Origin of the sequence: Leucobacter sp. USHLN153, assembly GCF_037145615.1 — a bacterium.
Taxonomy (GTDB): domain Bacteria; phylum Actinomycetota; class Actinomycetes; order Actinomycetales; family Microbacteriaceae; genus Leucobacter.
Window position 1 is genome coordinate 420,829 of sequence record NZ_JBBCXE010000001.1, and the last position, 12,926, is coordinate 433,754.

At 68.6% G+C, this 12,926-nt stretch carries 15 protein-coding genes; 4 read left to right on the forward strand and 11 right to left on the reverse strand.

The features are described 5' to 3' along the window. The first annotated feature begins 3 nt into the window (after positions 1-3). On the forward strand, positions 4-492 hold the full coding sequence (locus tag WFH00_RS01950) for a SprT-like domain-containing protein (protein ID WP_336658901.1): 489 nt from the start codon (positions 4-6) through the stop codon (positions 490-492). Here the strand turns inward: WFH00_RS01950 and WFH00_RS01955 are convergent. Beyond that, complete coding sequence (locus WFH00_RS01955) at positions 482-1,057, reverse strand: NUDIX hydrolase family protein (protein WP_336658902.1); 576 nt, start codon at positions 1,055-1,057, stop codon at positions 482-484. The genes WFH00_RS01950 and WFH00_RS01955 overlap by 11 nt on opposite strands. A gap of 103 nt (positions 1,058-1,160) precedes the next feature. On the opposite strand from WFH00_RS01955, the gene WFH00_RS01960 reads away from it, so the two are divergent. Continuing rightward, on the forward strand, positions 1,161-2,027 hold the full coding sequence (locus WFH00_RS01960) for a carbon-nitrogen family hydrolase (RefSeq protein ID WP_336658903.1): 867 nt from the start codon (positions 1,161-1,163) through the stop codon (positions 2,025-2,027). A 3-nt stretch (positions 2,028-2,030) separates the two neighbouring features. Continuing rightward, on the forward strand, positions 2,031-2,450 hold the full coding sequence (locus tag WFH00_RS01965; protein ID WP_336658904.1) for an NUDIX hydrolase: 420 nt from the start codon (positions 2,031-2,033) through the stop codon (positions 2,448-2,450). A 69-nt stretch (positions 2,451-2,519) separates the two neighbouring features. On the opposite strand, the gene WFH00_RS01970 is transcribed toward WFH00_RS01965, so the two are convergent. From WFH00_RS01970 to WFH00_RS02010, 9 genes are all read right to left on the reverse strand, one after another. Continuing rightward, complete coding sequence (locus tag WFH00_RS01970) at positions 2,520-3,458, reverse strand: ABC transporter substrate-binding protein (RefSeq protein ID WP_336658905.1); 939 nt, start codon at positions 3,456-3,458, stop codon at positions 2,520-2,522. Between the two features lie 16 nt (positions 3,459-3,474). Beyond that, complete coding sequence (locus WFH00_RS01975) at positions 3,475-4,173, reverse strand: ABC transporter permease (RefSeq protein ID WP_336658906.1); 699 nt, start codon at positions 4,171-4,173, stop codon at positions 3,475-3,477. Between the two features lie 2 nt (positions 4,174-4,175). Next, a complete protein-coding gene (locus tag WFH00_RS01980; RefSeq protein ID WP_336658907.1) occupies positions 4,176-4,898 on the reverse strand; it encodes an ABC transporter permease in 723 nt (240 codons plus the stop codon). Further along, a complete protein-coding gene (locus WFH00_RS01985; protein ID WP_336658908.1) occupies positions 4,895-5,707 on the reverse strand; it encodes an ABC transporter ATP-binding protein in 813 nt (270 codons plus the stop codon). The genes WFH00_RS01980 and WFH00_RS01985 overlap by 4 nt, the downstream gene beginning before the upstream one ends. A 40-nt stretch (positions 5,708-5,747) precedes the next feature. Then, positions 5,748-7,007, reverse strand: a complete 1,260-nt coding sequence (gene ectB, locus WFH00_RS01990) for a diaminobutyrate--2-oxoglutarate transaminase (RefSeq protein WP_336658909.1) — start codon at positions 7,005-7,007, stop codon at positions 5,748-5,750. Positions 7,008-7,240: 233 nt separating this feature from the next. Next, entirely contained in the window at positions 7,241-7,546 is a 306-nt protein-coding gene (locus WFH00_RS01995) for a hypothetical protein (RefSeq protein ID WP_336658910.1), read from the reverse strand. A 1-nt stretch (position 7,547) separates the two neighbouring features. Next, positions 7,548-9,020 carry a catalase gene (locus WFH00_RS02000; protein ID WP_336658911.1) on the reverse strand — a complete coding sequence of 491 codons (1,473 nt, stop codon included), beginning with the start codon at positions 9,018-9,020 and terminating at the stop codon, positions 7,548-7,550. A 67-nt stretch (positions 9,021-9,087) separates the two neighbouring features. Further along, positions 9,088-9,504, reverse strand: coding sequence for a Fur family transcriptional regulator (locus tag WFH00_RS02005; RefSeq protein ID WP_336658913.1), 417 nt, complete (start codon positions 9,502-9,504; stop codon positions 9,088-9,090). Positions 9,505-9,614: 110 nt separating this feature from the next. Continuing rightward, the gene (locus WFH00_RS02010) at positions 9,615-10,259 is read right to left on the reverse strand and encodes an SDR family oxidoreductase (RefSeq protein ID WP_336658914.1); all 645 of its coding nucleotides are present in this window, start codon (positions 10,257-10,259) and stop codon (positions 9,615-9,617) included. A gap of 303 nt (positions 10,260-10,562) precedes the next feature. On the opposite strand from WFH00_RS02010, the gene WFH00_RS02015 reads away from it, so the two are divergent. Continuing rightward, entirely contained in the window at positions 10,563-11,111 is a 549-nt protein-coding gene (locus WFH00_RS02015; RefSeq protein WP_336658915.1) for a type 1 glutamine amidotransferase domain-containing protein, read from the forward strand. Positions 11,112-11,286: 175 nt separating this feature from the next. Here WFH00_RS02015 and WFH00_RS02020 read toward each other — a convergent pair whose 3' ends face one another. Then, positions 11,287-12,828, reverse strand: a complete 1,542-nt coding sequence (locus WFH00_RS02020; protein ID WP_336658916.1) for a protein adenylyltransferase SelO — start codon at positions 12,826-12,828, stop codon at positions 11,287-11,289. Positions 12,829-12,926: the final 98 nt, after the last annotated feature.

Here is a 12,926-nt window from a genome sequence, read left to right on the forward strand (position 1 = left end):
CCGATGTCCGACCTCGCGCGAGTCCGCGTGTGGGCTGAAGCTCTGATTGCTCTGCACCTGCAGCCGACGACACCCGCCGGAGCCGCACCGTGGACCTTCCGGTTCGACCACGCGAAGCGCCGCGCCGGCCTGTGCAACTACACGCATCGTCGCATCACGGTGTCGCGCTATCTCGCGGAGAAGTTCGACGATGACGAGATCCACCAGGTTCTTCTGCACGAGGTCGCTCATGCGCTCGCCGGTCCCGACGCAGGGCACGGCCGGGAGTGGAAGCGGATCGCCGAGGAGCTCGGCTATGTCGGCGGCGTGACGCACCAGGGCGAGATCGCGCACGAGCGGGCCCCCTGGGTCGGGCAGTGCGCTGCGGGCCACGAACACTTCCGCTTCCGCAAGCCGACGCGCGTGCATTCCTGCGGGAAGTGCGCAAAGCGCTTCTCACCGCAGCACGTCATCACGTGGCGACCGCGCGTGGGCTCGTCGCTCAGCAGCTGATCGAGGAGAGCGCCTGTCGCAGGAGGGCGCCGCGGCCGTTACCGAACTCCTCGAGAATCGCGGGCTCGAGCGCCTGCTCGGGCGCCATCCACGTCACTTCGAGCGCGTCCTGCCGCGGGTTGCACGTTCCCGTCACGGGCACGACGTACACGAGCGACACCGCGTGCTGCCGCTCGTCGACGTACGGCGAGATGCCCGGCATCGGGAAGTATTCCGCGACCTGCACCGGCACGAGCGCCGCCGGCATCTGCGGAAACGCCATCGGCCCGAGATCGTTCTCGAGGTGACGGAAGAGCGCCTCGCGCAGGGTTTCCCCGTACCGCACACGCCCCGAGACGAGCGACCGAGTCATCACACCCTCGGGCGTGCTACGGAGCAGCAACCCGACCTCGACCACCTGGCCGAGGCCGTCCAGACGCACGGGCACGGCCTCGACGTACACGATGGGCAGGCGCCCGCGCACAAAACTCAGCTCATCGTCGCTCAGCCAGCCCGGATTGCCGGGCGGCGTCGGCCGATCCTCCGGCCCCTCCGGATCAGGCAACTCGGCGGTGTCGATCGTCATCCCTCACCATCCCCGTCTCGCCGCTTCCGCGGCATTCCTGCGACTCATCTTCGCACGACGCGACCCCTGCTGACTTCGACGCGCCTCACCTAGGCTGTACTGCATGGAGCATGCCACTCATCTCACCGATACCGCGTCGCCCCGCGAAGTGCGAGAGCCCGGCGCCCGCCGCGTCGCCCTGGTGCAAATCGCGAGCCCCGAATCGGAATCCCCGGCTGACCGCATCGCTCGAGTCGAGGAGCTCCTGCGCCGTACGGGGCCGGTCGATCTCTTCGTGCTCCCCGAGCTCTGGAGCGCCGGCTACTTCTCCTTCGAGCAGTACGAGGAGCGCGCAGAGCCGCTCGACGGGCCGACGGTGCAGATGGCTCAGCGCGTCGCCCGCGATCTGGGCGCGGCTGTGCACGTCGGCAGCATCGTCGAGCGCGGTGCTGACGGCGCACTGCACAACACCGCGATGCTGGTCGACCCGTCAGGCGAGATCGCGCAGACCTATCGCAAGATCCACGTCTTCGGCTATCAGTCGCTCGAATCGCAACTGCTGACACCGGGGTCGAGCCTCAGCGTCGTCGACGGCCCCCTGGGCGCGACGGCGAGCACCACCTGCTACGACCTCAGATTCCCGGGGCTCTGGGAGGAGCTCAGCGCGCGCGGCGCGGAAGCCGTCGTCGTGCCTGCTGCGTGGCCCGCAGCGCGGCGCGAGCATTGGCGCCTCCTGACGCAGGCTCGCGCGGTCGAGCACCAGGTGTGGGTCGTTGCGGTCAACGCGTGCGGCGCGCAGGGCGACGTGCAGCTCGGCGGTTTCAGCCGCGTCGTCGATCCGTCGGGTCGCATCATCGCGGAGTGCGGTGACACCGAGGATGTGCTCATCGTCGAGGTTGATCCCGGGAAGGTCGCGGAGGTGCGAGGCGAGTTCCCCGTGATCGCGGATCGTCTCAGCATCGACGACTACCGTGCTCTGGCGCGCGACTAGCCGATGACGCAGGAATCTGCGAAGCGGGTGATCCGAGTGAGCGCCGTCGTCATGCGCGACGCCGCGGGTCGCGTGCTCAACGTTCGCAAGCGCGGCACCGTGACGTTCATGCTGCCGGGCGGCAAGCCCGAGATCGACGAGGCGCCCGTCGACACCGCACTTCGGGAGTTCGAGGAGGAGATCGGGATCGCGCTCGAACGCGGCCTGCTCAGATCGCTCGGCGTCTTTCGCGCCGCGGCGGCCAACGAGCCGGATCACCTGGTCGAGGCCGCCGTGTTCGAGCACCCGCTCGTTGCTGAGGCAAGGACGGCCGAGCCCCGCGCTGAAATCGAGGCGATCGAGTGGGTCGACCCCGCGACGAAACGCGCGGACATGGCCCCGCTCAACACTGAGCTGATCTTCCCCGCGCTCCTCGAGGCCTGAGCAGCGCGCGGGATCACCGGCGAACGGTGCTCGCCGGGCACTCACTGGCGCCCGGCGAGCACGCCCTCCTTAGAGGTCCTGGTCGGCGAGCCAGTCCTTCGCGATGTCCTCGGCGGATCGCTCGTCGTTCACGCTCTCACCGTTCATGGCCACGAGCTCGTCGGGCTCGAGCGCCGCATTCACGGCGTTGATGACCTCGGCGGCGTCATCGTCGATCTTGTCACTCGCGATCGGCACGACGTGGGACGCGAGGAAGATCCCCTTCGTGTCCTCGAGCGTGACGAGGTCGTTGGCCTCGAGCGAGGGATCGGCCGAGTAGATGTTGGCGAACTGGATCGAGTCGTCCTTCAGCGCCTTCACGGTCAGCGGGCCGCCGCTGTCCTCGATCGGGGTGAACTTCACGCCCTCGATGCCGTACGTCTCCGCGAGCCCGTCCGGCCCGTAGGGGCGCGACTCGGCCTCGGAGTTGGATCCGAAGGTGAGCGGATCCGTGACATTCTTCAGGTCCGCGACCGTCTCGAGATCCCACTTCTCCGCGAACTCCTTCGTCACCACGTAGGTGTCCTGGTCCGTGGCGGGCGCCTGATCGAGCACCCGCAGCCCCTCCGGCATCGCATCTTGCAACGCCGAGTACACGTCATCGGAGACGCGCTCCGTTGCGTCGGGCTCGAAGTACTGCAGCAGGTTGCCGGTGTACTCGGGGAAGAGGTCGATCTTGCCGTCCTCGATCTCGGGCAGGTACACCTCGCGCTGCCCGATGCGGAACTGCCGGTCGACGTCGTACCCGTCGGCCTCGAGCGCCTGCGCGTAGATCTCGGCGATGATCTCGTTCGAGTAGTAGTCCTGCGAACCGACGACGATCGTCTCGGAGGCGGCGTCGCCGGAATCCGCCGAGTCGCTCTCAAGCGGATCTCCGCTGGAGCAACCGGCGAGCGCCACAGTGACGAGCGCGCCGACGGCGAGGGCTGAGCCCCAGCGCGCGTGGCGATGGAGGGAGTTTCGAATCATGGGTCAATCCTCTCGATCAAGTTCTGTCGTGTGTGGTCTGGAGTGAGCGCTGAGTGCGAGGCGTGATCCGTCGTGACGCGAGTCTCTGCAACGCGGAGAGGATGATCTCGAGCACGAGGGTGACCGCCACCACGAGCAGGGCGCCCGCGAGCATCTGTCCGTAGTCGCGGGATTTCAGCCCGCTGAAGAGATACCGCCCGAGCCCCACGTCTGCGGTGTAAGCGGCGAGCGTTGCGGTCGAGACGACCTGGAGCGTCGCTGCGCGGACACCGCCGATCATCACGGGGAGCGAGAGCGGCAGCTCGACGCGCAGGAGCACCTGCACCGCGCTATAGCCGACGGACTTCGCGGCCGACGGAATGAGCGGATCGACCGCGGTCACACCCGCGTACGCGCCGGCGAGGAGTGACGGGATCGCGAGCACGACGAGCGCGAGCAATGGGGCCGTGACGCCGATGCCGAGCGCGAGCCCGAACAGGGTGAGCACGCCGAGCGTCGGAAGGGCGCGCGCAGCCCCCGCGAGCGCCCCGACAGCCCCTGAACCGCGTCGCGTGTGTCCGATGACCGCGCCGACGGGGAGCGCAAGGACGCCAGCGATCAGCAGGGCCGCGCCCGTCAGGGCGAGGTGCTGCAGCAGTCGGATCGGGATACCGCCCGAGCCCGACCACTGTGCGGGGTCGGTGAGCCAGGAGACCGCGTCCGCGAAGAGGTCCACGATCAGCCTCCCGCCGTCTCGCGGGACGCATCGCGAGAGCCCGACGCGACGCGAGGAGCCGCCGCGCTGCCGTGCGGCGCGACTCGCTCTTTCGCCCGCCGGGTCCAGGGCGTCAGCGCGCGCCCCGCCGTAAGCACGAGCGCGTCGAGCACGAGCGCGAGCACCACGGTCGCGAGCACCCCCGTCCAGATCTCCGCGAAGATGCCGCGCTGAAAGCCGTCGGTGAGCAACGTTCCGAGGCTCGGCACGCCGATCAGGGCGCCCAGCGTGACGAGGCTGATCGTGGAGACCGAGACCACGCGAATACCCGAGATGAGCACCGGGATCGCGAGCGGCAGATCGACGCGCCAGAACAGCTGATGTGGCGCGAAACCCACCGCGAGCGCCGCGTCGCGCAGCTGCCCGTCGACCGAGGCGAACGCGTCGCAGGCCGTGCGCACGAGGAGCGCGACCCCGTACACGCTGAGCGCGACGACCATGGTCTGCCAGGAGCGCAGCGACGTACCGATGAGCGCCGGAATGATGATGAGCAGCGGCAACGCCGGGATCGCGTACGCGAGCGTCGCCACGGAAAGAAGCGGCCCGCCGATACGCGGCCGGAGAAACGCGAGGCGCCCGATCGGGAGCGCGACGAGAACGCTGACGAGGATCGCCGGCACGCTGAGCAGCAGATGGCTCCACACGAGCTCTGCAACGAAGTCCCAGTTCGCGATCGGCCAGTTCACGGCTCAAGCACTCCCACGGGCCTCCCGGCCCCGTCGACCGCGATGCGCTGCCCCTCCGATTCGACCACGCTGAGGCGGCGCTCGCCGCGATCCGCCCCGACGAAGTCGCGCACGAAGTCATTCGCCGGCGAGGCGAGAATGTCAGCGGGAGTGCCGCTCTGCGCGATCCTGCCGCCGGTTTCGAGCACGACCACCTCATCGCCGAGAAGGAACGCCTCGTCGACATCGTGGGTGACGAAGAGGATCGTTTTCCCGAGCTCGGCCTGGAGACGGAGCAGCTCTTGCTGCAGCTCGCGCCGCACGATCGGGTCCACCGCGCCGAAGGGCTCATCCATGAGCAGGATGTTCGGATCGGCGGCGAGCGCCCGCGCGACTCCGACGCGCTGCTGCTGGCCGCCGGAGAGCTGGGCCGGGTACCGCGAGGCGAGCGAGGGATCGAGCCCGACGCGCTCCAGGAGCCCGCCGACCGTCGCCCGTGCCTCACGCGGCCGCGCTCCCGTGAGCACCGGGACCGTAGCGATGTTGTCGGCGACCGTGCGGTGCGGGAGGAGCCCGCCCTGCTGCAGGACGTATCCGATCGAGCGCCGGAGGGAGACCGGGTTTCGATCACGCACGTCCTCACCGTCGATGAGCACGCGGCCCGAGGTCGGTTCCACCATTCGGTTGACCATCCGCATCAGAGTGGTCTTCCCCGAGCCAGAGGAGCCGACGAGCACCACGGTGCGATGCGACGGGATCTGCAGGGAGAACTCGTGCACCGCGGTGGCTCCGCCGGGATAGACCTTCGATACCCGCTCGAACTCGATCACGTCGGCCCCTCCCCGCGGTCTCGCCGCACACGGCGTTGATTCAGCCTAGCGTCGCGAGCGCTTCGCGCACGACCCCCAAACCGCGGTTCAGTTCGTCTGCCGAGATCGTCAGCGCCGGAAGGAACTTCAGCACCTCGTCGCGGCCGCCCGAGGTTTCGATCACGAGCCCGTGCTTGAACGCCTCCTGCGACACTGCCCCCGCGAGTTCCGGACGCGACGGAGAGGCGAGCCCGTACATCAGCCCGCGGCCGCGGACCGTGAACTGCGCTGCCGGAAAGTCCGCGGCGATCGCCGTGAGCGCGTCGCGCAACTGCGCCGAGCGATCCGCAATAGCGTCGGTGAAGGCGGAATCGGCCCAGTAGGTTTCGAGCGCGGCGCGGGCACTCACGAACGCGAGATTGTTGCCGCGGAAGGTACCGGTGTGCGCGCCAGGCTCCCAGACGTCCACCTCGGGTCGGAGCAGGAGCAGCGCCATCGGGAGGCCCGAGGCGGAGATCGACTTCGAGACCGTGACGAGATCCGGCACGATCCCGGATTCCTCGAAGCTGAAAAATGCGCCGCTTCGGCCCACGCCCGCCTGGATGTCATCGACGATGAGCAGGATGCCCCGCGCTTCGGTGATCTCGCGAAGGCGTCGCAGCCACTCCGGACGCGCGACGTTGATGCCGCCCTCGCCCTGGATCGCCTCGACGATCACGGCGGCCGGGAGGTCGAGGCCCGACCCCGGATCATCGAGCATGCGCTCGAAGAGATCGAGGGTGTCGACGCCCTCTCCCAGGTACCCGTCGTAGGGCAGGCGGGTCACGCCGCCGAGAGTGACGCCGCCGGCCGCGCGGTACTTCTCGTTGCCGGTCGCGGCGAGCGCTCCCAGGCTCAGGCCGTGAAAGCCGTTCGTGAACGCGACGACGTTGCTCCGACCGGTCGCCTGCCGAGCCACCTTCAGAGCGGCCTCGACGGCGTTCGCGCCGGTGGGTCCGGTGAACTGCAGCTTGTAGTCGAGCCCGCGCGGCTCGAGAACGAGGCGCTGGAACGCGGCGATGAACTCGCGCTTCGCGGCCGTCGCCATATCGAGTCCGTGGATGATGCCGCCGCTCTCGAGGTACTCGATGAGCGCACGCGTGAAGACGGGATTGTTATGGCCGTAATTGAGCACGCCGGCACCGCTGAAGAAGTCGAGGTACTCTCGGCCGTCCTCCGCGACGAGCACCGAACCGTGCGCGCGGTCGAAGATGACCGGGAAGGAGCGGATGTACCCGCGCACCTCTGACTCGTACTGGTCGAACACTGCGAGATCACTCATGGCTTCAACTCTCTTCTTCTCAGCGCCGCGCGCTTTCGGCGCACGAGACTCGACATTCCGGGGGCGGAGTGCGCGGGTTCGCCGCGCGACGCCGGAGACTCGCGCCGGTGAGCGCAGACACTTCCCCCGCTACGAGGATAGGCGCTCCTTCCAGCACGAACGCCACCCGGGAACCGCGAGGCTTCCCGGGTGGCGTTCGTGAGTCCCGCGGCTTCGTGCCGGCGGGCGTCGGTTCAGTGCTGCGCGTTCTCCCCGCGTCGATGGGCGAGCATCTCGTTCGGAGCCATCGCGACGTTGCTGTCGCGCACCTCGTGACGCCGAGACAGCATTGCGTTCGGAGCCATCACGCGGCCCTGATACTGCCCCTCGTAGGCCGCTACCGCGCGAGCCGTTCGCTGGTCCCGGCGTGAGCGGCGCTCCGATCGCGATGCTGTGCTGCGGGGTGCGGGATCAGCGGCGCCGAGCGGCGCAGCATGGGCCGAGCGCTCCGCGCCGTCGCGATCCGCCGCTGGCTGCACGGGGATGGTCTGCGTCGCCATCTCAGGCTCCGAGCAGCGCGTCGAGGTTGCGGCGCAGCGCGGCTCCGAGATTCGCATCGACCTGCGTCCAGTACCCGATCGCACGCTCGCGGATCTCCGCGCTCTTCACGGAGCCGACCGCTCCGGTGATGGTCGCGAGGAACCGCTCCTTCGCCGCCGTGTCGAAGACGTCGCGGTAGAGCGTGCCGGCCTGACCGAAGTCGTCGTCCTCCGCGTGCAGCGCGGCGGCCGTGCGCATCAGCTCGCCGTCGTTCTCCCAGGAGCCCTCGCCCGCCGCAGCGGCGCTCGCCACCGGGCCGCCCTTCGAGTTCGGCGCGTACACCGGCGTCGACGGGGAGTTGAAGCCGTGCCGCTGAGCGCCGTCCTGCGAGTAGTTCGCCACCGGCGAGATCGGCGCGTTCACGGGGATCTGGTTGTAGTTCGTGCCGACGCGGTAACGCTGCGCATCCGGGTAGGAGAAGACCCGGGCCTGGAGCATGCGGTCCGGGCTGATGTCGATGCCGGGAACGGTGTTCGCGGGCGAGAATGCGGCCTGCTCGATCTGCGCGAAGAAGTTCTCGGGGTTGCGGTTCAGCGTGTGAATGCCGACCTCGATCTTCGGGTAGTCCCCGTGCGGCCACACCTTCGTGAGATCGAAGGGGTTGAAGCGGTAGGTTTTCGCGTCCTCGTACGGCATGATCTGCACCGACAGCTTCCAGGAGGGGAAGTCGCCGCGCTCGATCGCCGCGAAGAGGTCGCGGCGGTAGTAGTCGGCGTCTGCGCCGGCGATCGCCTCGGCCTCGTCACCGGTGAGCGCCTCGTTGCCCTGCAGCGCATCGAAGTGGTACTTCACCCAGAAACGCTCGCCGGCCGCGTTGATCCACTGGTAGGTGTGCGAGCCGAAGCCGGGCATGTTGCGCCAGGAGCGGGGCAGACCGCGGTCGCCCATGAGGTAGGTCACCTGGTGCGCTGACTCGGGCGAGAGGGTCCAGAAGTCCCACTGCATGTCGGAGTCGCGCAGCCCGGAATCGGGAAGACGCTTCTGCGAGTGGATGAAGTCGGGGAACTTGATGCCGTCGCGGATGAAGAAGACGGGCGTGTTGTTGCCGACGATGTCGTAGTTGCCCTCGGTCGTGTAGAACTTCACCGAGAAGCCGCGGACGTCGCGCCAGGTGTCGGGCGAGCCCATTTCGCCGGCGACCGACGAGAAGCGCTGCACGGTCTCCGTGCGCGTGCCGGGCTGGAAGACCGCTGCGCGCGTGTACGCGGAGACGTCGCCGGTCACCACGAACTCGCCGAAGGCTCCGCCGCCCTTCGCGTGCACAATGCGCTCCGGGATGCGCTCGCGGTTGAACTGCGCGAGCTTCTCGACGAGGTAGCGGTCGTGGACGGGGATGCTGCCGCCCTGTCCTACGGTGAGCGAGTGCTCATCGCTCCCGACCGGGCTGCCGGTCTGCGTGGTGGTGTGGGGGGTCGTCGGATTCGGGTGACTCATGACACTCCTTCGGAGTTTCGGGCACGCCGATCACCGCCGCCCGGGGAGCGGCGTGAAAACGTGACGGCTATGCGGCTGAGGCTGCGCACTCGGGGCAGGTGCCCCAGAATGTGACCTCGGCGGTCTGAACGGTGAAGCCCGCCGTTGTGGCAGGGGCGAGGCACGGTGCGTGACCGACGACGCAGTCCACATCGTCGACGGCTCCGCACTGGGAGCAGACGACATGGTGGTGGTTGTCTCCCACGCGCCGTTCGAACAGCGCCGCGGAGCCTGCCGGCTCGATCCGGCGGGTGAGCCCCGCCGCCGTCAGGTCCGCGAGGATGTTATGCACCGACTGGATCGAGGTAGTCGGCACGGCACTCGCGACCACTCGGAACACATGATCTGCGTCCGAGTGCGGCATGGAGGTGAGCGCTTCGAGAACGGCGACCCGGCCAGCGGTCGCGCGCAATCCGGCGTTGCGCAACGCCGTTTCCGTGCTCATCTCCACGCCCCTCACCCTACCCTACTTATTTTGAATCATTCAAATTACCGCGTTTTCGGCGCGGCCTGCAGTACCCGACTGCCGATGAAGCAGTAGGAGCGACCGCTACGTCAGTCGCGGACCGCCTCCGCAATCGGCGTCTCACCCGTATTGAAGCGGATCGTGCGCCCCTTCGTCGAATCGTCGTCGAGAACCGCGGCGATCACCTCCGCCACGTCGGCGCGCGCCACCGAGTTCGCCTCGTCCGCATCGACCTCGACTGCACCGGCCGCGGGATCGAGCGTCAACATGCTCGGCCCGAGCACCGTCCACTCCAGCCCCGAGCCGCGCAGGTGCTCATCGGCTTCCGCCTTCGCCTCCGCGTACGCGAAGAACGAGTCACCGGGATCGACACCGTGATCCGTCGACGCGCCGAAGTACGACACCATCACGTACCGCGAGACTCCCGCGATTTCCGCGGCATCCATCGTGCGGATCGCAGCGTCCCGGTCGACCGCCCACGTCCGCTCCGGGTCGCCGCCGCCCGCTCCTGCGGACCACACGGCCGCGTCGTGCCCGCGCATGAGGTCCGCAACCTCCTCCGTGTTCAAGCGCTCGAGGTCTGCGACGAGCGGTTCCGCCCCTGCCGCGCGAACCTCCTCCACGTGATCCGGATTGCGAATCACCGCCGTTACCGTGTGCCCGCGTTCCGCCAACAGCGGCTCCGCGAGAAGCGCGATCTTGCCATGTCCACCGAAAATAATGATGCGTGCCATGCGCCTCACCCTACGCGGCACGAAAACCGCCTTCCAGGGGTCGACAAGCGCGCAGTTTTCCGCCACGAATCCCGCTCCTCCCCGCGCGCTGCACGGTCAACCGCTCAATCGCGCGCGTGTAGCGCCGCTCCCCCGCGGGTGCAACGGGGTGCCTGCAACACCGTGCGCGTGGTGCCATGGAAGCGTCGACTCGCCGGTGACCGCCGTGGACACGCGCTGGTTGCAGATGCCCTGCACGCAGCCGTGGCCCGGCGCTCACCGAGCGCGGTCGATCCGAACGCCGAACAACCAGGAGGTTCACAGATGTCACATCTCACCGGCAAGCGCGTCGCAGTTCTCGCAACGAACGGCTTCGAGGATTCGGAGCTCACCGAACCCATCTCCGCCGTCACGGAGCACGGCGCCGAGGTGACCGTCGTCGCACCCGAGGTCGGCACGATCACGGGCAAGAACGGGCACGAACAGGAAGCGACCCTCAGCACCGCCGACGCGAACGCTTCGGACTTCGACGCACTCGTACTTCCCGGCGGCGTCGTGAACGGCGACCAGATCCGTCTCGATAGCAAGGCTGTCGACTTCACCCGTGACTTCTTCAGCCAGCACAAGCCGGTCGGAGCGATCTGCCACGGCGGATGGATCCTCGCGGACGCCGACGTGCTGCAGGGCCGCAAGGTGACCTCGTACGCGAGCCTGCGCACCGATCTGCAGAATGCGGGCGCGACGTGGGTCGACGAGGAGGTCGTGGTGGACGAGGGTCTCGTGACCAGCCGCACGCCCGATGACCTCCCCGCCTTCAACTCGAAGCTCGTCGAGGAGATCGGCGAGGGGAAGCACGAGGGCCAGCAGGCTTAGGCACGGCAGGCGGGCGAGCTCTGAACGCTCGCCCCTCTCGAGGGTCCCGTCGAGGCCGCGTCACTCCGGAGTAGCGGAGGGCACGGCATCGGCGGGACTCTCTTGTTGTGAGGGAAACGTGAGGGCCGCCCCGCTCGCGCTGCGCGCGGGGCGGCAAGGCGGCGGATCGCGAAGCCTACGTGCCGCAGAACGTGACATGCGCCGGCCCGCCGACCGGTGCAGGGCGCTCGTAGCGCTCGTAGCCGAGGCGCGGCAGGAATGGGCGCTCGAGCACCTCGAGCAGCGTGCGGAACGGCGCGAGGTCCCCCTCCGAGGCCGCAGTGAGCGCCTCGTCGACGAGGTGGTTGCGCGGGATGTAGACGGGATTCACGCGATCCATCGCGTCGGCGTCCGGTGACGCCTCGAGCCACCGCCCGGCCCACTCGCCGATCCCCACTCCCTCAGGGAACGCCGACTCGAGGGCTGCGGCGTCGCCGCGCGCCGCGTCGGCAAGGGCGCGGAAGAAACTCGTGTAGTCGATCCGGTGCCCCTGTAGATCCCCAAGCATTTCCGCAGTGAGCTCCGCGAGTGCGCCGTCGTCGATCGCCTGCTTCGCCCCGTCGTGCGCCAGCCCGAGCTTGTCGCGCATACCCGACATCCATGCCTCGTTGTACAGCTCACCGAAGCGGTCGAGCGATTTGATCGCGACCCCCTTTGCCGCCTCCGTATCGTCGCCGAGGAGCGGGAGCAGGGTCTCCGCGAAGCGCGTGAGATTCCAGAGGGCGATCGACGGCTGATTGCCATACGCGTATCGGCGCTGGGTATCGATCGAGCTGAACGAAGCGCCCGGGTCGAAGGCGTCGATGAAGGCGCACGGGCCGTAGTCGATCGTCTCTCCAGAGATGGTCATGTTGTCGGTGTTCATCACCCCGTGCACAAAGCCGACGAGCACCCACTGCGCGACAAGGCGCGCCTGCGCCGCCACCACCGCTGCGAGCAGCGCCGAGTACCGTCCCTCTGCGCCCGCGAGCTCCGGGAAGTGACGCTCGATCGCGTAGTCCGCGACCCGCACGATCAGCTCGTCTTCCCCCACGAGGCGTGCGTATTGGAAGCTCCCCACGCGCAGGTGGCTCGCGGCCACGCGTGCGAGCACCGCCCCCGGCAGCAACTCACCGTCGCGAGGCACGCGACGGCCCGTCGCCACGACGCCGAGAGCACGCGTGGTGGGCACGCCGAGCGCGTGCATGGCCTCGCCCATCAAGTACTCGCGCAGCATCGGCCCGAGCGCCGCGAAACCATCCGCACGCGCGAAGGGTGTGCGACCCGATCCCTTCAGGTGCAGGTCGCGGAGACCACCATCGGCATCGCGAATCTCACCGAGCAGCAGCGCGCGCCCATCGCCCAAGCGGGGAGACAAGCCGCCGAATTGATGTCCCGCATAAGCCTGCGCGACGGGCTTCGCTCCGACCGGAAGCGCATTGCCGAGGAGAAAACGTACGCGCTCCTCCTCCGAGAGGTGCGCGGCGTCGATGCCGAGCTCTGCGGCGAGCGCGACGTTCCACACGAGCACGCTGGGCTGGTCCGGCCGCTGCGCGCGCCATGGCACCGACAGCTCGGGCAGCCGATCGGCGAAGTCGTGCTCCAGAACGACCTCGGCGCTCGGCGGCAGTCGCTCCTCAACCGCCTCCCCCTGCTCGTTCGTTGCGGTCGATGTGCTGCGGTCTCGCGGCTCAGACATGCCGCGAGTCTACGCGCGCGCCCTCTCGGGCAGAGGGGGCTGTACAGGGCGCTCTCATCGTGCCACCCGTTCTTCGTCCGCCCGGGTTCCCCCGCGGC